The following is a 20,327-nucleotide window of genomic DNA, read 5'->3' as shown; positions in this document are numbered from 1 at the left end:
GTCACCGTCCCGTAACCATCGGCAACGAGAACCTGTTGGGGGAGGCATGGACAACCTGTTCGGCGAACTTCGACTGGGGAGCCTGCGGCTGGCACCGCTGGGCGCGCGCCGCCGCACCAAGGTCACCGCGTCCCAGGCCGCCGCGGAGTACACCGGCCGCTGGGGCTGGGCTGTCGCCACCGGCGACCCGGCCACCGGCACCCCGGGCTCCGGCGCCACCGCCCCGACCCGCTGTCCCTGCGGAGCCGCCCGCTGCGCCGCGCCCGGCCTGCACCCCGTACCGGGCGGCGAGGGCCGGGCCCGCACCGGGCGGGCCGAGGCCTCGGTCCTGTTCCCCACCGGCCGGGCCTTCGACGTGCTGGACGTCCCCGAGCAGGCCGGCCTGCAGGCGCTGGTCCGGCTGGAGCGGATGGGCACCCAGGTCGGCCCGGTGCTCTCCGCCCCCACCGGACGGCTGCAGTTCCTGGTCGCCGCCGGCACCGCCCGCCGCCTGCCCGACCTGCTCTACCGGATGGGCTGGGACGACGCGGCGCTCGACCTCACCTGCCACGGCGAGGGCAGCTACGTCGCCGCCCCGCCGACCGTCCTCGGCGGCCTCGGCCCGGTCCGCTGGCTGCGCCGCCCCACCCGCGACAACGCCGGCTGCCCGCCCGAGGCCCGGCTGCTGCTCGGCACCCTCGCCTACGCGTGCCACCGCGGCCGCGAGCGCACCGCCGAGCCGGCCTGGATCGCTTCCTAGCAGGCCCCCGCCCGGACCCGGGCAGCCGGAAGGGCCCGCCCCGAGCGGAGCGGACCCTTCGGAAGAGCGGCCTGCGGGAGGCCGGCGGGGAGCCTCAGTCCCCGATCAGCGCGTCCACGAACGCGCCCGGCTCGAACGGCGCCAGGTCGTCCGCGCCCTCGCCCAGGCCGATCAGCTTGACCGGCACGCCCAGCTCGCGCTGGACCGCGACCACGATGCCGCCCTTGGCGGTGCCGTCCAGCTTGGTCAGCACGATGCCGGTGATGTCGACCACCTCGGCGAACACCCGGGCCTGGATCAGGCCGTTCTGGCCGGTGGTGGCGTCCAGCACCAGCAGCACCTCGTCCACCGGGCCGTGCTTCTCGACGACCCGCTTGACCTTGCCCAGCTCGTCCATCAGGCCGGTCTTGGTGTGCAGTCGGCCGGCGGTGTCGATCAGCACGGTGTCCACGCCCTCGGCGATGCCCTCCTTGACCGCGTCGAAGGCGATCGAGGCCGGGTCCCCGCCCTCCGGGCCGCGCACGGTGCGCGCACCGACCCGCTCGCCCCAGGTCTGCAGCTGGTCGGCGGCGGCGGCACGGAAGGTGTCGGCGGCGCCGAGCACCACCGTGCGGCCGTCGGCGACCAGCACGCGGGCCAGCTTGCCGGTGGTGGTGGTCTTGCCGACGCCGTTGACGCCGACGACCAGGACCACGGCCGGGCCCTCCTCGTGCTTGGTGGAGCGGACACTGCGGTCGGCGTCCTTGCCGATCAGCTCGACCAGCTCCTCGCGCAGCAGCCCGCGGAGCTCCGAGGGCGTGCGGGTGCCGAGCACCTTCACCCGGGTGCGCAGCCGCTCGACCAGCTCCTGGGTGGGGGCGACGCCGACGTCGGCGGTGAGCAGGGTGTCCTCGATCTCCTCCCAGGTGTCCTCGTCCAGGTGCTCGCGGGAGAGCAGCGAGAGCAGGCCCTTGCCGAGCGAGTTCTGCGATCGGGAGAGCCGCGAGCGCAGCCGGACCAGCCGGCCGGCGGTGGGCTCGGGGACCTCGACGGCGGGAGCCGCCTCGGCCTCGGAAGGCTCGACCTCGACGACCTCGACGGCCTCGGGAGCTTCGGGAGCCTCGGCGGCCGGAGGCTCCGCCGGGAGTTCCACCTCCTCGACGGTGCGCCTGGGCTCCTCGGTCGGCGGCGCGGACTCCTCGCCGACCTGGGGCTCCTGCGGGGTGGGCTTCGGCGCCGTGATGACCGGCGCCTGCGACTTCGGGGGCAGCTGCTGGCGTCGTCTGCCGGAAACGACGAGGCCCGCGATCGCACCGATGGCGATCACGGCGATGACTACGGCAAGGATCACGTATTCCATAACGCCAACCAGTATCCGCGACCGGAGCCCGGATGGACCGCAGCCGGACTACGCCGATACGGTCCGAACCGTCCGCGGCCGCCGTTCCCGGTGCTCCTCCCGCAGCCGCTGGCTGATCACCTGCGAGATGCCGTCGCCCTTCATCGTCACGCCGTAGAGCGCGTCGGCGGACTCCATGGTCAGCTTCTGGTGGGTGATCACGATCAGCTGGGAGCTCTCCCGCAGCTCCTCCATGATCCCGATCAGCCGGCGCAGGTTGGTCTCGTCCAGTGCCGCCTCCACCTCGTCCATCACGTAGAACGGGCTGGGCCTGGCCTTGAAGATCGCCACCAGCAGCGCCACCGCGGTCAGCGAGCGCTCGCCGCCGGACAGCAGCGACAGCCGCTTGACCTTCTTGCCCGGCGGGCGGGCCTCCACCTCGACCCCGGTGGCGAGCATGTCGTCCGGGTCGGTCAGCACCAGCCGGCCCTCCCCGCCCGGGAAGAGCCGGGCGAAGACGCCCTCGAACTGGGCGGCCGTGTCGTGGTACGCCGAGGTGAACAACTGCTCGACCCGCTGGTCCACGTCCCGGACGATGTCCAGCAGGTCGCGCCGGCTGCGCTTGAGGTCGTCCAGCTGCTCCCCCAGGAACCGGTGCCGCTCCTCCAGCGCGGCGAACTCCTCCAGCGCCAGCGGGTTGACCTTGCCGAGCTGCTGGTACGCCTTCTCCGCGGCCTTCAGCCGCTTCTCCTGCTCGGCCCGGACGTACGGGTACGGCTCCCCCGGCTCCTGGCCCTCCTCGGGCGTCGCGGGCGGGACGGGCCGGTCCGGTCCGTACGCGGCGAGCAGCTCGCCGCCGTCGATGCCGAACTCCTCCAGCGCGCGGGCCTCCAGCTGCTCGATCCGCAGCCGCTTCTCCGCCCGCAGCACCTCGTCCCGGTGCCCGGCGTCGACCAGCTTGTCGAGCTCCTCCTTGAGGCCGCGGCCGTGCTCGCGGTGTTCCCGCAGCTCCTCCTCGCGCTCGGCGCGCGCCCGTTCGACGGCCTCCCGCCCGGCGTCCGCGCGGGCCAGCGACACCTCCAGGCAGGCCAGCAGCTGCCGGGCGCCGGTCGCGACGGCGTTCGCCACCCCGGCGTCGTGCTCGGCGCGGCGCCGGCGCTCCGCGGCCCGGTCGCGGGCCTCGCGCTCGGCCCGGGCGGCCCGGTCCAGCTGGTCCGCCCGCCCGGCCAGCGCGCGGACCCGCTCCTCGTGGGTGCGCACCGCCAGCCTGGCCTCCAGCTCGGCCTGCCGGGCGCTGCTCGCCGCCTCCGCCAGCCGCTGCTGCTCGGCGGTGTCCGGCTCGTCCTCCCCCGCGTCCGCCGACTCCTCGGCCGCGGCCAGGCGCTCCGCCAACTCCTCGGCGGTGTCCAGCAGATCGGCCAGGCCCTGCTCGGCGCGCGCGGCGGCGGCCGACAGTCGGTCGGCCTCCCCGGCGGCGGCGCGGGCCTGCCCGCCGAGGCGGCCGAGCGCGCCCGCGACCCGGGCCCGCTCCTTCTCCGCCTGCCGCCGCAGCTCGCCGAGCCGTTCCAGCTCGGCGGCCGACTCCCCTCGCCGATCGGTGAGTTCGGCCAGTAGCTCGGCCGACTCGGCGCAGCGGACGGTGAGTTCCCCGATCGCGCGGGCCGCCTCGTCCACCGCGGCCTGGGTCTCCAGCAGGCTCGGCGCGCCGCTGGAGCCGCCGTGCGCGAAGCCGGCGCCCAGCCGGTCCCCGTCGGCGGTGACGGCGGTGACGGCGGGCAGTCCACGGCGCCCGGCAGGATCTGCCGGCCCTGCGGGCTGCCCGGCGACCAGGCGCAGCGCCGCGTCCAGGTCCGCGACCACCGCCACCCCGGCCAGCAGCTGGCGCACGGCGGCGAGCAACTCGGGCGGACCGTCGACGAGTTCGGCGGCCCAGCGGGCCCCGTCCGGCAACTCCCCTGCCCCGTGGGCCACTTCGCCGGCACCGGCGATCAGCAGCGCGGCCCGCCCGGCGTCGTCGGCGCGCAGCAGCCGCAGCGCCTCGGCGGCGGCGGTCGGCGATTCCACGGCCACCGCGTCGGCCGCCGCGCCGAGCGCCGCCGCGACCGGCACCTCGTACCCGGCCTCGATCCGCAGCAGCGCCGCGGCCGGGCCGAGCAGCCCGCCCAGCCGCTCCCCCGCCGCCAGCAGCGCGCCGGTGCCGTCCTTGCGGCGCAGCCCCAGCGAGAGCGCCTCGTGCCGTGCGGTGAGCCCGGCCCGCTCGCGCTCGGCGGCGCCGGCCGCCTCCCGGGCGGCGGCGAGTTCCCGTTCGACGGCGGCCAGGCGCTCCCGCGCCTCCTGGTGCCCGGCCTCGGCCTGCTCGTCGTCGCCGGCCGCACCGTCCACCTGCTGCTGGAGCTCGTCCAGCTCACCCTGCGCGGCCTCGGCGCGGAGCAGCGCCTCGTCCCGGGCCTCGGCGAGCCGTCCGATCTCGGCCTGGGCCGCGGCGGCCTCGGAGCGGGCGGCGGCGGCCTGCCCCTGCAGCCGGGCCAGGCCCTCCCGCCGGTCGGCGATGGCCCGGGCGGCGTCCCGCAGCCGGCGCTCCTCGGCGGCCAGCTCGCGCTCCAGCCCGTCCTTGCGCTCGACCGCCTCGGCCAGCGCGTACCGGGCCTCCTCCAGCGCCTCGGCCAGCGCCGCCTCCTCCTCGCGGATCCCGGCGGCCTCCCGCTCCAGCTCCTGCGGGTCGCGTCCGCGCCGCTCCTCGGTCCGTCCCCCGGCGGCGGCGTGCCGGGCCCGTGCCTCGGCCAGCCCGACGGTGCCGCGGGTGCGCTCGGCCAGCGCGGAGAGCCGGTACCAGGTCTGCCGGGCGGTCTCCAGGCTCGGCCCGAGCTGCCGGACCTGGGCGTCCAGGACGTGCTCGCGCTGCACCGCGCGGGCCAGCTCCTGCTCGACGGTGGTCCGGCGCAGCCGCAGCGCCAGCTCGTCCGCGACCTCGGCCTCGACGGCCTGGCGGAGCGTGGACAGGTCGTCGGCGAGCAGGCGCAGCCGGGCGTCGCGCAGCTCAGCCTGGATCCCGGCGGCACGGCGGGCGATCCGGGCCTGCCGGCCGAGCGGCCCGAGCTGGCGGCGCAGCTCGGCCACCAGGTCCTGGACCCGGTTGAGGTTGACCTGCATCGCGTCCAGCTTCCGCAGCGCCTTCTCCTTGCGCTTGCGGTGCTTGAGGACGCCGGCCGCCTCCTCGATGAAGGCGCGCCTGCCCATCGGGTCGGCGTGCAGGACGGAGTCCAGCTGGCCCTGCCCGACGATGACGTGCATCTCGCGGCCGATGCCGGAGTCGGAGAGCAGTTCCTGGATGTCCAGCAGGCGGCAGGTCTCGCCGTTGAGCGCGTACTCGCTGCCGCCGTTGCGGAACATCGTCCGGGTGATGGTCACCTCGGCGTAGTCGATCGGCAGGGCGCCGTCGCCGTTGTCGATGGTGAGGCTGACCTCGGCGCGGCCGAGCGGGGCGCGCCCGCTGGTCCCGGCGAAGATGACGTCCTCCATCTTTCCGCCGCGCAGCGACTTGGCCCCCTGCTCGCCCATCACCCAGGACAGCGCGTCGACCACGTTCGACTTGCCGGAGCCGTTCGGGCCGACCACGCAGGTGATGCCCGGCTCGAAGCGCAGGGTGGTGCTGGAGGCGAAGGACTTGAACCCGCGCAGCGTCAGACTCTTCAGGTGCACGCGGCCGGTCTCCTCATCGCTCGCCGGGGCCCAGCGAGCGACTGTATCCGGAGTCGGACACGACGAAGGGACGCCACATCAGGGCGTCCCTTGCAAGCTGCGTCCCTTTCGGGGCGGCTCAGTGCACAGCGGCGTCGATCTGCGAGGACCGGGCGGGACTCAGGTGAGAGCCGGCTCCCGCTGATCCAGATCGATGCTGTTGAGCAGCGAGTGCTCGTCAGCGACAGCGGTGAGAGCGTCGTTCTCAGCCTGCATCCGAAGGAGCTCGGCTTCAAGGTCCTGGACGCGCTGCTGGAGCCGTCGCATCTCGGAGAGCATTCGCGGGTCGGGGCCGCCGACGTACCCGAGAAGCGCCTTTGCCATGATGAATGGTCCTCCACGCTGAGTGACCGAACCGGAATGGTTCAGGTCTAGGGGGAAGGGGGACGCACGCGCGGCGCGCCGCCGGAAGTGCTGGCTGGGCACTACGGCACAACCACCGTGAGCTGGGCTCACGGGGGCATGCGCCTGCCGGATTGACGCGGTCGTGTGCGCGGGCTTCCAGCGTCTCACCAAAGACGGAAAGGGTCAACACGATCACCGCACGCTACCGCGCCCCTGTCACCTGCCCGGCGGTGTGGTCACGCCTGGGGGGTCTTCGGGAGGGGTCCACCACGTGCTCGTGGATCATCGTTCGATGCGGAGTCAACCACGAGTCTGCCCGGATGGCAACCTCGTGACACCGCCGGTTCCGGATCTTTTCCCGACGGGCCCGGCGGCGGGCCCGCGGGCGGCGGCTCAGCGGATCTCGAAACCCTCGTAACCAGGGCCGACGGCCGTCCAGATCTCGGTCACGCCGCTGACGTTCCCCGGGGTCCCGGGGCCGCGCAGCCGGGCCAGCAACTGCTCGCAGTCGGCCGCGAGACCCTCCGCGACGACCTGCACCCGGCCGTCGCCGAGGTTGCTCGCGTAGCCGGTCAAGCCGATCTCCAGCGCCCGTGCCCTGGTCCACCAGCGGAACCCGACCTGCTGGACCTTCCCCCGGACCCAGGCGGTGACCCGGACCGGTTCCTCACTGTGGGCGTCGCGACCGTGCATGCCCCGACCCTAGCCGCCCGCGTGCCCGGTCACCGCCCGGGCCGGGCCCCGCACACGGGAGCGGCCCCGCCGGAGGAACCGGCGGGGCCGCGTGGGGTCGAGCGAGCGGGTCGGGCGTGCGGGCCGGGACTACCAGTCCCCGCCGCCTCCAAAGTCCCCGCCGCCGCTGAAGTCACCACCACTGGTGAAGTCTCCGCCGCTGAAGTCGCCCGCGTTGAAGTCGGCCCCGGTGTAGTCGCCGCCCTCGTACTGGTCCTGGTAGCCGTGGTCGCCGTCCATCATCGGCGACGCGTAGGCCGGGGTGCTCATCATCGAGCCGAGCATGGTGCCGACCAGCAGGCCCGGCAGCAGGCCGCCGCCGAAGCTGCTGTAGTAGCCGCCCGCGTACGGGGCGTACGCCGGGCCGGCGTTCCAGTACGGCTGCGGGCCGTACTCGGTGTCCACGGTGCGGACCGCCGGGTCGAGGCCGGCCGCCACCCGGTCCGCGTCGGCCTGGCAGACCGGGACGGAGCGGGCGGAGCCGCCGGCCGGGGCCCAGTCGACGTCCTTGACGGACGGGCCGTGGCGCGGGTCCATGAAGCACGGGGGCCGGCGCTCGGGCAGCGGGCGCTTGTCCCGCCGGGCGCTCAGGGTGGCCAGCGCGAACCGGCCGTCCTCGATCGCCTCGGTGACCTGCTTGACGTCGTCCGGCCGCTTGGCCTCCTCCATCAGGCGCTTGGACTTCTCGTACGCGTCCAGGGCGTGGGTGTAGTCCGTGCGCTGGGCGTCGTCGGCGTCCGCAGCGGCCGGATCGAAGTCGAGCCGGTCCAGTTCCTCGCCGAAGGCGGTGATGTCCTCGTCGACCACCCGGCGCACCTGCTCCAGCTCGGCCCGGGCCTGCTCCTCCTTGCGCTTCTTGGCGCGGCGGAAGAGGAGGAAGACTCCGGCGCCCGCCAGGGCCACCAGCACGACCGGGATGACCACCCAGGCGATCGAGGTGCTGTGGTTGACGCCCTCGCCCTTGGTCTGCGGGGCCGCCTGGTCCACGAAGTCGTTCAGGGTGGCGTCGATGTCGCCGTTGTGGGCGCGGAAGGCGGCGCCGGAGATCCGCTCCGGGAGGCCGGCGCCCAGCGCGCCGCGGTCGGCCCGGGCCGCGAACTGGTTGCCGCGCCAGATCCCGTAGACGCCGTCGACGCCCACCATGGTCCGCAGGTCCTTGAAGACGGTGTCCTTGCCGTAGGCCGGCGAGTCGGGCACGACCGCGATGAAGATCGGCTTGTCGGCCTTGTCGATCTTCTTGGTCAGGGCGTCCGCCTGGGCCTGGCTGAAGCGGTCGGTCATCGCCGGGTCGACGTAGACCTTGCCCTTCTTGAGGGCGGCGGAGGCGTCGCTCAGCCCGCCCGCGGCCGAGGCGGCCGGCGCCAGCAGGAGCAGCAGCCCGAGCAGCGCCGCCACCAGGGCAAGCGGCCCGGTGCCCCGGGACCGTCGTGCAAGGGTTCTCATGTCCCCGACGCTACCGTGAGCGGCGTCGGAGCACGCCATACCCTTCGCATACTGGTAGGGACGGAACACCCCGCCGTCCGCCGGGTCAGGTCCCCTTCCCGGGGATGATGTTCCCCCCGGCCGACCCTGACGCGGGCGGGGCGGGGGAACCGCCGCAGGCCCCCGGACGTAGGTCCGGGCGGGCCCGGCCCGGCTCCGGGGCGCCGCAGAAGGCGTGCCGACCGTACCGGGCGAACGGGCATAGTGGTCCCGGACCACCGGTCCCATTGCCTTTCCTTTACCCAGCCCGTTCTCGACCCACCTCCCGATCGGAGCACTTGGTGATCATCGGCCTCGTCACCGCCGTGGCGGCATCCGCCTGCTACGGCACCGGCTCGGTCCTGCAGGCCGTCGGATCCCGCCGTTCCGCCCGGGAGGAGGCCGCCAAGGGCGCCACCACCTCGACCACCGAGCACGGCGGACCGAGCCTGTCCTCGACCGCGAAGGCCGCCGTCACCTGGGAGTTCATCCTCGGCACGGTGCTCGACCTGATCGGCTTCGGGCTCGGCGCACTGGCCGCCCGGCTGCTGCCGCTGTTCCTCTCCCAGACCATCATCAGCGCCAACCTGGTGATCACCGCGCTGCTCAGCATCAAGCTGCTGGGCCTGCGGCTCAAGCAGCTGGAGTGGGCCTCGATCGGCGTGCTCTGCTCGGCGCTGGTGCTGCTGGCCGTCTCGGCGGGCCCGGAGGGCGGCCACCACGCGGCGATGTCCTTCCACTGGTGGCTGCTGATCATCACCACCGTGGTGCTGGGCGGCGGCAGCCTGCTGGTGCGCCGGATGGGCGCGAACGGCGCGATCGTCGCCGGTCTGCTCTCCGGCCTCGGCTTCGGCGCCCTGGGCGTCGGCGTGCGCATCCTGAACGGCGTCGACCCGTTCGAGCTCGGCGCCCTGCTGTCCGACCCGGCGCTGTACGCGATCCTGGTCGGCGGCCTCGGCGGCATGTACATCCACACCGTGGCCCTGCAGATCGGCTCGGTGAACGGCGCGACGGCCGCACTTGTGGTCGGCGAGACGGTCCTGCCCGGCGCGGTCGGCGTGATCTGGCTCGGCGACTCCTCCAAGGCCGGCCTGGGCTGGCTCGGCGTGGTCGGCTTCCTGCTCGCGGTGGTGTCCGCGGTCGGGGTCGCCTACTTCGGCCAGGACACCCACGGCGCCCCCGACGGGGCGGACGCCGGGCATCCCGAGCTCGCCGGCCGCAAGTAGGCCGGGTCAGCCCCCGCTGCGGGCCCGCGGCACGCGCTGGCAGCGGGGGCAGAAGTAGCTGGAGCGGTTCATCCAGGCCGCCCGCCGGATCGGGGTGCCGCAGCGGCGGCAGGGCTCGTGCTCGCGGCCGTAGGCGTCGAGGTCCCGGGAGAAGTAGCCGCTCTCGCCGTTCACGTTGACGTAGAGGCTGTCGAAGCTGGTGCCGCCGACGGCGAGCGCCGCGGTCATCACGTCCCGGGCGTTGGCCAGCAGGACGGCGGCCTGCGGGCGGGTCAGCGTCGGCGTCGGGCGGTCGTAGTGCAGCCTGGAGCGCCACAGCGCCTCGTCGGCGTAGATGTTGCCGACACCGCTGATCAGGGTCTGGTCGAGCAGCGCGCGCTTGACGGTGGTGCGCTTGGCGCGCAGCGCGGCCACGAAGGCCCCGTCGTCGAAGCGCGGGTCGAGCGGGTCGCGGGCGATGTGCGCGATGGAGACGGGCGTGCCCTCCGGGTCGCCCTCTTCGGCCTCCTCGACCGCCAGGCCGCCGAAGGTCCGCTGGTCGACGAAGCGCAGTTCGCGCCCGCCGTCGGCGAAGCGCAGCCGGACGCGCAGGTGCGTCTCGTCCGGCACCGACGGGTCCTGGACGAGCAGCTGGCCGCTCATCCCGAGGTGGCCGATCAGCGAGAAGCCCGTGCCGGTGCCCGTCAGTGGCACCCACAGGTACTTGCCGCGCCGCTGCGCGGTGCCGAGGGTGGTGCCGGTCAGCCGGGCCGTGAAGTCGACCGGACCGGCCGGCTGGCGGCGCACCGCGCGCGGGTGCAGCACCTGGACGTCGGCGACGGTCCGACCGGCGACCCAGGCGGCCAGACCGCGGCGGACGACCTCGACCTCGGGGAGTTCGGGCACGGGAAGGAGCCTCCTGCTTCGATACGGATCCGCAGGAGGAAAGGCTACTTCGCGATCACGCCCCGGCGGGAAGCCGGTCGGCGTACTTCTCCTTGATCGCGCGCCAGGCGCTCTCGGCGGCCTTCTGCTCGGCTTCCTTCTTCGAGCGGCCGACGCCGCTGCCGAAGTCCTCGCCGGCCACCCGGGCCGCCGCGGTGAAGGTCTTCTCGTGGTCCGGACCGGACTCCATGACCACGTACTCGGGAACCCCGATGCCCACCGAGGCGGTGAGCTCCTGCAGGCTGGTCTTCCAGTCCAGGCCGGCGCCCAGCTGAGAGGACTCCTCGATCAGCGGGTCGAACAGGCGGTGGACGAAGTCGGTGGCGGCGTCCAGACCCTGGTCCAGGTAGACGGCCCCGATCACGGCCTCGACGGTGTCGGCGAGGATCGACGACTTGTCGCGGCCGCCGGTGCCCTCCTCGCCCTTGCCGAGGCGGATGAACGTGCCGAGGTCCAGACCCCGGCCGACGTCCGCGAGCGCGCGGGAGTTGACCACCGCGGCGCGCAGCTTGGCGAGCGTGCCCTCCGGGACGTCCGGGTGGACGCGGTAGAGGGTGTCGGTCACCACGAGGCCCAGCACCGAGTCGCCGAGGAACTCCAGGCGCTCGTTGGTGGGCAGACCCCCGTTCTCGTACGCGTACGAGCGGTGGGTCAGTGCACGTACCAGAAGGGCGCGCTCAAGCGTGTACCCGAGGCGCCCTTCCAGGACGTCGTATTCGGTCGAAGCCGGCCCGCCGGCCTTGCCGCCGCCCGAAGAACCCTTCGGGGCGGAGGACGCCTTGCGGGTGGAGTTACCGTCCGACATCGATCCGTACACCCCGCCGATCAGACCGAGAGGACCTGGCGACGGTTGTACGTGCCGCAGCTCGGGCACGCGATGTGCGCGAGCTTCGGCTCGTGGCAGCGGTCGCACGCCACGAGGGCCGGGGCAACGGCCTTCCAGTTGGACCGGCGGTGGCGCGTGTTGCTGCGCGACATCTTCCGCTTCGGAACAGCCACGGCTACTTCTCCTGGTTCTCGGCGAGACCCTCACGGGTGTCGCTGGTCTTGATCCCGTCACCCTCGTCGCCGGGGGCGGCGGAGAGTCCCTGCAGAGCCGCCCACCGGGGGTCGACGGCGTCGTGGTGGTGCGTCGGGTCGTCGCTCAGGCGCGCTCCGCATTCGGAGCACAGGCCCAGGCAGTCTTCCTGGCACACCGGCTGCAGCGGCAGTGCGAGCACCACCGCGTCACGCAGCACCGGCTGGAGGTCGAAGAAGTCGCCCTCCAGGCGGTAAGTCTCTTCTTCCGAGTCCTCGTCGAGGTCCTCGGTCCCGGTGGTCCGGGCGCGATGGCGCTCGTCGGACTCCGGGTAGTAGTACAGCTCCTGGAAGTCCACGTCGACGTCGAACTCGACGGGCTCCAGGCACCGGACGCACTCGCCCTCGACGTGGGCGTCGGCGGTGCCGGTGACCAGCACGCCCTCGACCACGGACTCCAGGCGGAGCTCCAGCTCGATCGGGCTCTTCTCCGGAACACCGATCACATCGATGATCCCGAAGCCCTCGGGGGCCTCCAGGGTCCGGGACACCTTGCGCATCGAACCCGGGCGACGACCGAGCTCGTGCGTGTCGAACACGAGGGGGTCGCGGTGGTCGAGGCGGTTCACGGTGTCCTGACTTCCATTGGAAACGATCGAAAGATTCCCCATACAGGTCGACCTTGCGCGGGCAAGCCGACGGCCGGACATGGGGATGCCGGAGTGGTCAGACTACCGGAGTCTCCCGCCAGGCCCAACTTCGGTCCCGTCAGGAGACTCCGCGACGGTCCGCTCAGCGGCCGCCGAGCTCCCGCAACCTGGTCATGTCGATCATGCTGGTGTCGAAGAAGCTGGTCTCGTCCAGGCCCTGCTGCTGCTGCGGCACGGCCGGCGGGGCGGCGGGCGGCTGCGGGTAGTTGTAGCCGTCGTACTGCTGCGCGCCGTAGCCCTGCTGCTGGTGGTGCTGGTGCTGCTGGTAGGCGTAGCCGTCCTGCTGCTGGGCCGGGTAGCCCTGCTGCTGGTAGCCGTCCTGCTGCCCGCCCCACTGGGTGTTGTACGGGTCCCCCTGGGCGGCCGGGTCGTAGCCGCCGCCGTACACCTCCGCGTACTGGCCGCCCTGCTGCTGGGCGGCGGCCGCGTACTGGTCGGCGCCGGGGTCCTGCCAGCCCGCCGCGGCCGGGGTCTGCTCGGGCCAGGTCTGCTGCTGCGGGACGTCCTCGCGGTACCAGGCGATGTCCTCGCCGTCGGCGTCCGTGGCGAAGCCCGCCGCCACCGCCTCGGCCCGCTCCTTGGCCTGCTGCGCCTCGTCGGCGGCGGCCAGGTAGGCGCCCAGCTCGTCGATCGGCCGCTTGCCGAGCAGCTTGTCGCGGCCCTTGCCGACGGCCTCCAGGGTGGCGCTGAGCACGTTCTCCAGCGTGGCCAGCTTCACATCGACGTACTCGTCGACCTCGGGGCTCGGGCTGATCCGCTGCGGCCGGAACTCCTCGCCGTCCGTCTCGCCGTCGTGCTCGGTCTCGAAGACGCCGGAGTCCCCGCGCAGCTTGGTGCGGCCGCGGCCGACCGCGCCGAGCGTCTTGGTCAGCACCACCTCGAAGTTGGCGAGCTTGCTGTCCACGTAGTCGTCGGCCTCGGCCCGCTTGGTGTCGACCTCGGACCGCGCCTCGGCGAGGATCCGGTCGGCCTGGGACTGCGCCTGGCGGACCACCTCGGTGTCCGAGATCAGCGAGCCGCGCTCGGCGTGCGCGCCCTGGATGATCAGCTCGGCCTCGGCCTGGGCACCGGCCACCACCTGCTCGTGGTCGGCCATCACCGACTGGGCCTGGGCCAGTTCGGCGGGCAGGGCCGCCTTGAGGTCGTTGAGCAGGCCGATCAGCTCGGCCCGGTTCACCACGCAGGAGGCCGACATCGGCATCGAGCGGGCGTTCTCGACCGCCGCCACGATCTCGTCGACCTTGTTCTGCACGTCCACGGGGCTTCGTCTTTCCGTGTGCCGCCGACGGTCCGGCGGAGGCAGGCCCGGCGCGGTGGACCTCACCGCAGGGCAGGACTACAGACTGTACGGCCACCTCGGGGCACGGTCACAACACCCGAGCCGAACCGGCCTCCCGGCCATCGGACAAGACGTGACGAACCGGCAGAAAGGGACGTCCTGCCCCGGGAGGCCGACCGGCCGCCCACCGCTCCGCCTACTGCTCGGCCTTGCGCTCCGCGATCCGCTCGACCAGCCGGCGGTGCACCGTCTCGGGCAGCAGGTGCGAGACGTCGCCGCCGTACGAGGCGACCTCCTTGACCAGCGTCGAGGAGAGGAAGCTGTAGGTCGGCGAGGTCGGCAGGAACAGCGTCTCGACGCCGGTCAGCCCGTGGTTCATCTGGGCCATCTGCAGCTCGTAGTCGAAGTCGCTGACGGCGCGCAGGCCCTTGACGATCGCCGGGATGCCGCGCTCCCGGCAGAAGTCCACCAGCAGGCCGAGGTGCGACTCGACCACGATGTTGCCGTACTTGGCGGTGGTCTCCTCGATGAGCTCGATCCGCTCCTCGATGGTGAACATGCCCTGCTTGTTCCGGTTGATCGCGACCGCGACATGCACCACGTCGTAGAGCTTCGAGGCCCGCTCGATGATGTCCAGGTGACCGTTGGTGATCGGGTCGAACGACCCGGGGCAGACGGCTCGGCGCATGGCGTGTGTGCTCCCTCGTGGGGTGACGGCTCTTGCGGGCCCGCGGCCCGCTACTCCTGCTGGTCGGCCGCGGCGGCGCGACCGTACCAGAGCGTGCCCTCGCCGTAGCGGCGGGAGCGCAGTCCCTCGAAACCCCCGGGCCAGTCGAACTCGCCGCCGCGGGTGCTGCGCTCCACGGTGACGAGTGTGTCCTCCGCCAGCCAGCCCCCGGCCAGGAGTGTGATCAGCATCTCGCGGAGTTCCGCGTCCGTCACGGCGTACGGCGGGTCGAGGAACACCAGGTCGTACGGGCTCTGCGGGGGCGGGCCGGCGATCACCTTCTCCGCCTTCGCGGCCCGCACCTCGGCGCCCGGGAGGCCGAGCGTGCGGACGTTCTCCCGGATCACCCGGGCCGCCTGGTTGTCCGCCTCGACCAGCAGGACGTGCTCGGCGCCGCGCGACAGCGCCTCCAGCCCGACCGCGCCCGATCCGCCGAACAGGTCGAGCATCCGGGCCCCGTGCACGGTGCCGCGCAGCGCCTCCAGGGTGGAGAACATCGCCTCGCGGGCCTTGTCGGAGGTCGGTCGGGTGCCCCGGCCGGGCGGTACGGCCAGCCGGCGGCCGCCGGCCGCCCCGGCGATCACGCGGGTCATGGTGGTGGGAGGTCCTTTCGTCGCTGCCCGACCACGCTATCCCGCCCGCCGCACCGGCCCCACACCGAGCGGGTGCGGCCCGGTGGACGGCTCCACCGGGCCGCACCCGCGCACTCGGGTGGTCAGCTCGCCTCGGAACCCACCGACTGGCCCGGGACCGACCCGCCGAGCAGGGCCGGCGAGGCGTAACGGGACCAGGACAGGCAGCCGTCGGGCGGGCAGAACTCGGGGCGGCGCGGGTCGTGCCCGAGCTCGCGCAGCTTGGTCCGGACGGAGTCGGGCGTACGGCCGAAGCGGGCGGCGATCCGGGCGACGGTCTCGCCGTCGTGGAAGCGCCGGACCAGCTCCTCCTCGTGCTGCGGGACCCAGGGGGCGCCGTGGCCGGGGTACAGCTCGCGCAGCACGTCGCGGTCGGGGATGGGCTCGGAGACGTCGGCGACGATCGCCAGTGCGCGCAGCGCGCGGTTCAGCGCGATCCGCAGCGAGGCGACGTCCTCGACCGGCAGGCGGAGCTTGCCCGAGGCGAGCGGCGCGGCCGCCGCCCCCTCGCGCCAGCCGGTGAGGGTGAGGGTGACCTCGCGGTCGTCGTCGCTGGCGAGTTCGATCCGGAAGACCTTGTCGCCCAGCGGGAGCTCGTTGAGATGACGGAATGCCATGGCAGGACCCCCAAGTGTCGTGCCAGGTACGCACCTTGGAGGTGCGCCCTGAACACCTTCATTCTCTCCCGGGGGTCTGACAATCCGGCTCGCCCGAGGGGCCGCTCAGCCCTTCTCCATGTAGGCCGCGCGGTCCTCGTCGAGCAGGCTCTCCAGGGCGGTGCGCAGCTCCGGGTGGGCGGCCAGCTCCGGGTCCTCGGCGACCAGCCGGGTGGCCTCGGTCCGGGCGGTGAGGATGACCTCCTCGTCCTCCAGCACCGAGAGCACCTTGAGCGAGGACTTCACCCCGGACTGCGCCTGGCCCAGCACATCGCCCTCGCGGCGCTGTTCGAGGTCGATCCGGGAGAGCTCGAAGCCGTCCAGGGTGCCGGCCACCGCGTCCAGCCGGGCGCGCGCGGGGCTGGCGCCGGGCATCTCGCTGACCAGCAGGCACAGGCCCGGTGCGCTGCCGCGGCCGACCCGGCCGCGCAGCTGGTGGAGCTGGGAGACGCCGAAGCGGTCGGCGTCCATGATGACCATCGCGGTGGAGTTGGGGACGTTGACGCCGACCTCGATGACGGTGGTGGCGACCAGCACGTCCACCTCCCCCGCGGCGAACCGGCGCATCACGTCGTCCTTGGCGTCGGGCGCCAGCCGGCCGTGCAGGATCTCCACCCGCAGACCGGCGAGCGGCCCCTTGACCAGCTTCTCCGCGGTCTCCACCACGGAGAGCGGGGGCCGCCGTTCGTCGCTCGCGGCGCCGGCGTCGGCGACCTCCTCGAAGTCCTCCTCGGCCGCCTTCCGCTTCTTCTTCGCGGCCTTCGGATCGGCTGCGGGCTCCTCGTCCCCGATCCGGGGGCAGACCACGTACGCCTGGTGGCCCTTGTCGACCTCCTCGCGGACGCGCTCCCAGGCCCGGGTGAGGAAGTTGGGTTTCTCCAGCGCGGGGACGACATGGGTGGAGATCGGCGAACGGCCGGCCGGCAGCTGGTCCAGGACGGAGGTCTCCAGGTCCCCGAAGACGGTCATCGCGACGGTGCGCGGGATCGGGGTGGCCGTCATCACCAGCAGGTGCGGCGGCTGCTGCCCCTTGGCGCGCAGCGCGTCCCGCTGTTCGACGCCGAAGCGGTGCTGCTCGTCGACCACCACCAGGCCGAGGTCCTGGAACTCGACCTTGTCCTCGATCAGCGCGTGGGTGCCGATGGCGAGCCCGGCGTCCCCGCAGACCATGTCCAGCAGCGCCTGGCGGCGCGCGGCGGTGCCCATCGAGCCGGTCAGCAGCACCACCCGGGTGGCGTGCTCGGAGCCGCCGAGCATGCCGCCCTCGGCGAGGTCCCCCATCATCTCGACGATCGAGCGGTGGTGCTGCTGGGCGAGCACCTCGGTGGGCGCGAGCAGCACGGCCTGGCCGCCCGCGTCCACCACGGCGAGCATCGCCCGCAGCGCGACCAGCGTCTTCCCGGAGCCGACCTCGCCCTGGAGCAGCCGGTGCATCGGGTGCTCGGTGGCCAGATCGGCGGCGATCTCGGCGGAGACCTTCTGCTGGCCCTCGGTGAGGGTGAACGGCAGCCGGGCGTCGAAGGCGTCCAGCAGGCCGCCCGCCCGGGCCTTGCGCGGCTTGGCGGGCAGTGCGGAGTCCGCGGCCCGGCGCTGGGCCAGGGCGACCTGGAGGACGAAGGCCTCGTCCCAGCGCAGCCGGCTCTGGGCGCGCTCGCGGTCGGCCTGGCTGCGCGGGCGGTGGATCAGCTCCAGCGCCTCGGGCAGCGGGATCAGGTCGTGGCGCTCGCGCAGTTCGGCGGGCAGCGGTTCGCCGACGTCGCCGAGGTGCTTGGTGAGCGCGGTCTCGATGCAGATCGACAGCTTCCAGCTGGGCATCTGCGCGCTGGCGCCGTACACCGGGATCAGCCGGCCGGCGAACTGCTTCGCGGCGTCGGAGCCGGCCTCCTCGTCGAGCAGCTGGTAGTCGGGCGAGACCAGCTGGCGGCTGCGGTTGAAGACGCCGACCTTGCCCGCGAACAGGCCCTGGGCGCCGGCCTTGAGCTCCTTCTGCCGCCAGCCCTGGTTGAAGAAGACCAGCGAGAGCCGGCTGCGGCCGTCGGTGACGACGACCTCCAGGCGGTCGCCCTTGCGGCCGCGGAACGGGATCAGGGTGACCTTCTCGATCCGGGCCAGCACGGTGACGTGCTCGTCGATCTCCAGGTCGTCCAGGCTGGTGAGCTGGCCGCGCTCGACGTAGCGGCGCGGATAGTGGTGCAGCAGGTCCCCGACCGTGCGCAGCTTGAGGCTGTCGGCGAGCACCTTCGCGGTGCGGTCGCCGACGAGTTTGGTCAGTGGTTCATCGAGAGCGCCCATCAGGGCCCTGTTTACACCACGGGACCGACGAACCGGGCCTCGCGCCGCCCGCCGCCGCGCCCGGACGGGCCGCTACTCCACGCCGATGAGCAGCGGCGCCGACTCCTGCCCGCCGTGGAACACCACCGCGTCCACCTCGGGCCGCCCGTGCCGCACGTGCGTGACCAGCCGTTCGGCCAGCGCTTCGTCGGTGCCGTCGCCCAGGACCAGGGTGACGAGTTCGCCGCCCGCGCCGAGCATCCGGTCCAGCACGCTCGCGCCGACCTCCTCCAGGCCGGTGCCGATCACCGCGACGTCGCCGTCGATCAGCCCGAGCACGTCCCCGGCCTGGCAGACCCCGGCCATCGTCCAGGACTCCCCCTCGGCGACGGCGAGTTCGGCGTACCGGGTGGCCCCGGCGGCGGAGGTCATGGCGACCACGTCCTCGTCGAAGCGGCGGCCGCCCTCGTGCACCGCGAGCGCCGCCAGGCCCTGCACCGGCGAGCGGGTGGGCAGCACGGCGATCCGGACGCCCTCCTCGCGCAACTGGTCGGCCGCGGCGCCGGCGGCGGCGCGCAGTTCCGGGTCGTTGAGCAGCAGGACGACCTCGCGGGCGGCCGAGCGGCGGACGGCGGCGGCGAGTTCGGCGCTGGCCGGCGGCCGGTCCGGGTCGGCGTGCAGGACGACGGCGCCGGCCTGCACGCACAGCTCGGCCAGGCCCTCGCCGGAGACCACCGAGAGCACCGCGCGCGCCCGCTCCTCGCGCTCGCCGCGCTCGGTGGCGGTGCCGGCCCTGGCGGCGGCCTCGGCGAAGTGCGTGATCCGGATCCGGTGCGGGCGCCCGGCCTCGACCCCGGCCTCCACGGCGGCGCCCGCGTCGTCCACGTGGACGTGCACGCTCCACAGGCCGTCGCCGCCGCCGACCACCAGGGAGTCGCCGAGCGCGCCGAGCCGCTCGCGCAGCACGGGGAGCGCCTCGTCGGGCGCGTCCAGCAGGTAGATGACCTCGAACGCGGGGTGGCCGGGGCCCACGGAGGGGGCATCGCGCAGCGATCCGAGCGAAGGGTGGTGGCGGGTGACGGCGAAGGGGGCATCGCGCAGCGATCCGAGCGAAGGGTGGTGGCGGGTGACGGGTGGGCGGACGTGCGCCTCGCAGCCCGCCACGGCCCGGACGTCCCCGCGCAGCGCGACCGGCCCCATCGGCTGCTGCCCGGCGACGGCGTCGGCGAGTGCGCCGAGGACGGCGACCAGGCCCCGCCCGCCGGCGTCCACGACGCCGTTCTCGGCGAGCACGGCGAGCTGCTCCGGGGTGTGCCGCAGGGCGTCCCGGGCCGCCCGGTAGGCGGTGTCGGCGACCTGCGCGAGCCCGTCCCCGGCCCGGACGGCCTCCCGGGCGGCGACCCGGGCGACGGTCAGCAGGGTGCCCTCGACGGGCTCCGCGACGGCCTGGTAGGCGGAGTCGGCGGCCCGCTGCAGGGCGGCCCGCAGCTGTTCGGCGCCGCCGCCCTCGGCGAGCGTCTCGGCGGTGCCGCGCAGCCACTGGGCGAGGATCACGCCGGAGTTGCCGCGGGCGCCGACCAGCGCGCCGCGGGCCATCGCCTGGACCGCGTCGGCCAGTCCGGGGGCCGGGTCGGCGGCGGGGTCGGCGAAGCGGCTCTCCACCTCGGCGGCGGCGGACTCGACGGTCAGGTAGAGGTTGGTGCCGGTGTCGCCGTCCGGGACGGGATAGACGTTGAGCGCGTCGATCTCCTCGCGGGCCTGGCCGAGCGCGCGCAGGGCGAGCTGGCACCAGCTGCGCACGGCCGGCGCGTCGAGCGTGTGCAGCACCAGGTCTCCTCCGGATGGGACGCCGCGACGGCCCGTGGGGCGGCAGCACCTTCGAGGCGGCGGCGAGGGGTGATACCGGCAGGCTATCGGGGGCGGGGCGGAGTGGGCCGTCCGGACCGGCGGCCCGAGCGATCACTCGGCCGGTCATGGTAGTTTCGTGGGACGGAAGCAAGCGTTGTATGCTCTTCCGGTTGCCTGGAACCGTCCAGGCTCACCCCCTTATCCGGTCTGGTTCACGTGAGTGCTCCGGTGGGTGGGCGGGGTTTTCGAAAGTATCTGATCTGAAGTCTTGGAGTGACTCCTGTGGCTGCCAACTGCGACGTCTGCGGCAAGGGGCCGGGCTTCGGCAACAGCATCTCCCACTCTCACCGCCGTACCCCCCGTCGTTGGAACCCCAACATCCAGACGGTGCGCGCTGTGATTGGGCGGACGCCGAAGCGGCTCAACGTCTGCACCTCGTGCATCAAGGCCGGTAAGGTCTCGCGCTGACGCGCAGACCGGCATGCCGGTCCTCCAGTGAGCCGGTTCATCCTCGGATGGGCCGGCTTCGCTGTTTCCACGGCCGGCAACGCCGTATTCCGGACTCACCGGTGGTGGGGGGGGCCCCGGCCCGGGGCCCCCCGGGCGCGCCGCGCGCCGGGGCAACGCCCCCCCGGCGTCCCGGGGGTACGGGGCCACGGGGACACCGCGCCCCCGCACCGGCCCCCCCGGGGCCCGGACGCGGC

18 protein-coding genes are annotated in these 20,327 nt (G+C 73.8%); 3 read left to right on the top strand and 15 right to left on the bottom strand.

Annotated features, from left to right (window positions below; all coding sequences use genetic code 11):
* Positions 1-46: 46 nt before the first annotated feature.
* Entirely contained in the window at positions 47-739 is a 693-nt protein-coding gene (locus ACIRST_RS35210) for a bifunctional DNA primase/polymerase (RefSeq protein ID WP_350524597.1), read from the top strand.
* 94 nt (positions 740-833) lie between these two features.
* Here ACIRST_RS35210 and ftsY read toward each other — a convergent pair whose 3' ends face one another.
* From ftsY to ACIRST_RS35185, 5 genes are all read right to left on the bottom strand, one after another.
* Positions 834-2,078: a signal recognition particle-docking protein FtsY gene (gene ftsY / locus ACIRST_RS35205; protein WP_350524598.1), complete on the bottom strand. Its 1,245-nt coding sequence runs from the start codon at positions 2,076-2,078 to the stop codon at positions 834-836.
* A gap of 48 nt (positions 2,079-2,126) precedes the next feature.
* On the bottom strand, positions 2,127-5,756 hold the full coding sequence (gene smc / locus ACIRST_RS35200; RefSeq protein ID WP_402807622.1) for a chromosome segregation protein SMC: 3,630 nt from the start codon (positions 5,754-5,756) through the stop codon (positions 2,127-2,129).
* Positions 5,757-5,915: 159 nt separating this feature from the next.
* Positions 5,916-6,119, bottom strand: coding sequence for a hypothetical protein (locus ACIRST_RS35195; protein WP_045702518.1), 204 nt, complete (start codon positions 6,117-6,119; stop codon positions 5,916-5,918).
* A 414-nt stretch (positions 6,120-6,533) separates the two neighbouring features.
* Entirely contained in the window at positions 6,534-6,833 is a 300-nt protein-coding gene (locus ACIRST_RS35190) for an acylphosphatase (protein ID WP_350524600.1), read from the bottom strand.
* A gap of 129 nt (positions 6,834-6,962) precedes the next feature.
* Positions 6,963-8,315 (bottom strand): hypothetical protein, encoded by a 1,353-nt coding sequence (locus ACIRST_RS35185; protein WP_402807619.1) that lies wholly within the window; start codon positions 8,313-8,315, stop codon positions 6,963-6,965.
* Between the two features lie 320 nt (positions 8,316-8,635).
* On the opposite strand from ACIRST_RS35185, the gene ACIRST_RS35180 reads away from it, so the two are divergent.
* Positions 8,636-9,559: a hypothetical protein gene (locus tag ACIRST_RS35180; protein WP_350524602.1), complete on the top strand. Its 924-nt coding sequence runs from the start codon at positions 8,636-8,638 to the stop codon at positions 9,557-9,559.
* 6 nt (positions 9,560-9,565) lie between these two features.
* Here ACIRST_RS35180 and mutM read toward each other — a convergent pair whose 3' ends face one another.
* The 10 genes from mutM to ACIRST_RS35130 all read right to left on the bottom strand — a co-directional run bounded on the left by mutM (position 9,566) and on the right by ACIRST_RS35130 (position 19,602).
* A complete protein-coding gene (mutM, locus tag ACIRST_RS35175; RefSeq protein WP_350524603.1) occupies positions 9,566-10,444 on the bottom strand; it encodes a bifunctional DNA-formamidopyrimidine glycosylase/DNA-(apurinic or apyrimidinic site) lyase in 879 nt (292 codons plus the stop codon).
* Positions 10,445-10,499: 55 nt separating this feature from the next.
* Positions 10,500-11,288: a ribonuclease III gene (gene rnc, locus ACIRST_RS35170; RefSeq protein WP_350524604.1), complete on the bottom strand. Its 789-nt coding sequence runs from the start codon at positions 11,286-11,288 to the stop codon at positions 10,500-10,502.
* A gap of 20 nt (positions 11,289-11,308) precedes the next feature.
* Positions 11,309-11,482: a 50S ribosomal protein L32 gene (gene rpmF / locus ACIRST_RS35165; RefSeq protein WP_030275709.1), complete on the bottom strand. Its 174-nt coding sequence runs from the start codon at positions 11,480-11,482 to the stop codon at positions 11,309-11,311.
* 2 nt (positions 11,483-11,484) lie between these two features.
* Positions 11,485-12,129 (bottom strand): DUF177 domain-containing protein, encoded by a 645-nt coding sequence (locus ACIRST_RS35160; protein WP_350524605.1) that lies wholly within the window; start codon positions 12,127-12,129, stop codon positions 11,485-11,487.
* A gap of 163 nt (positions 12,130-12,292) precedes the next feature.
* A complete protein-coding gene (locus ACIRST_RS35155) occupies positions 12,293-13,468 on the bottom strand; it encodes an ATP synthase F0 subunit B (protein ID WP_402807614.1) in 1,176 nt (391 codons plus the stop codon).
* A gap of 217 nt (positions 13,469-13,685) precedes the next feature.
* A complete protein-coding gene (gene coaD, locus ACIRST_RS35150) occupies positions 13,686-14,177 on the bottom strand; it encodes a pantetheine-phosphate adenylyltransferase (RefSeq protein WP_350524607.1) in 492 nt (163 codons plus the stop codon).
* A 50-nt stretch (positions 14,178-14,227) separates the two neighbouring features.
* Positions 14,228-14,809, bottom strand: coding sequence for a 16S rRNA (guanine(966)-N(2))-methyltransferase RsmD (rsmD, locus tag ACIRST_RS35145; RefSeq protein WP_350524608.1), 582 nt, complete (start codon positions 14,807-14,809; stop codon positions 14,228-14,230).
* 122 nt (positions 14,810-14,931) lie between these two features.
* Complete coding sequence (locus ACIRST_RS35140) at positions 14,932-15,465, bottom strand: hypothetical protein (RefSeq protein WP_350524609.1); 534 nt, start codon at positions 15,463-15,465, stop codon at positions 14,932-14,934.
* Between the two features lie 105 nt (positions 15,466-15,570).
* Positions 15,571-17,796: an ATP-dependent DNA helicase RecG gene (gene recG / locus ACIRST_RS35135; protein ID WP_402807611.1), complete on the bottom strand. Its 2,226-nt coding sequence runs from the start codon at positions 17,794-17,796 to the stop codon at positions 15,571-15,573.
* Positions 17,797-17,868: 72 nt separating this feature from the next.
* Positions 17,869-19,602 carry a DAK2 domain-containing protein gene (locus ACIRST_RS35130; RefSeq protein ID WP_402807609.1) on the bottom strand — a complete coding sequence of 578 codons (1,734 nt, stop codon included), beginning with the start codon at positions 19,600-19,602 and terminating at the stop codon, positions 17,869-17,871.
* A 303-nt stretch (positions 19,603-19,905) separates the two neighbouring features.
* On the opposite strand from ACIRST_RS35130, the gene rpmB reads away from it, so the two are divergent.
* Positions 19,906-20,091 carry a 50S ribosomal protein L28 gene (gene rpmB / locus ACIRST_RS35125; protein ID WP_014138233.1) on the top strand — a complete coding sequence of 62 codons (186 nt, stop codon included), beginning with the start codon at positions 19,906-19,908 and terminating at the stop codon, positions 20,089-20,091.
* The last annotated feature ends 236 nt before the right edge of the window (positions 20,092-20,327 follow it).

Source organism: Kitasatospora sp. NPDC101447, assembly GCF_044767225.1.
GTDB lineage: Bacteria > Actinomycetota > Actinomycetes > Streptomycetales > Streptomycetaceae > Kitasatospora.
This window is presented reverse-complemented; position numbering and strand designations above follow the sequence as displayed.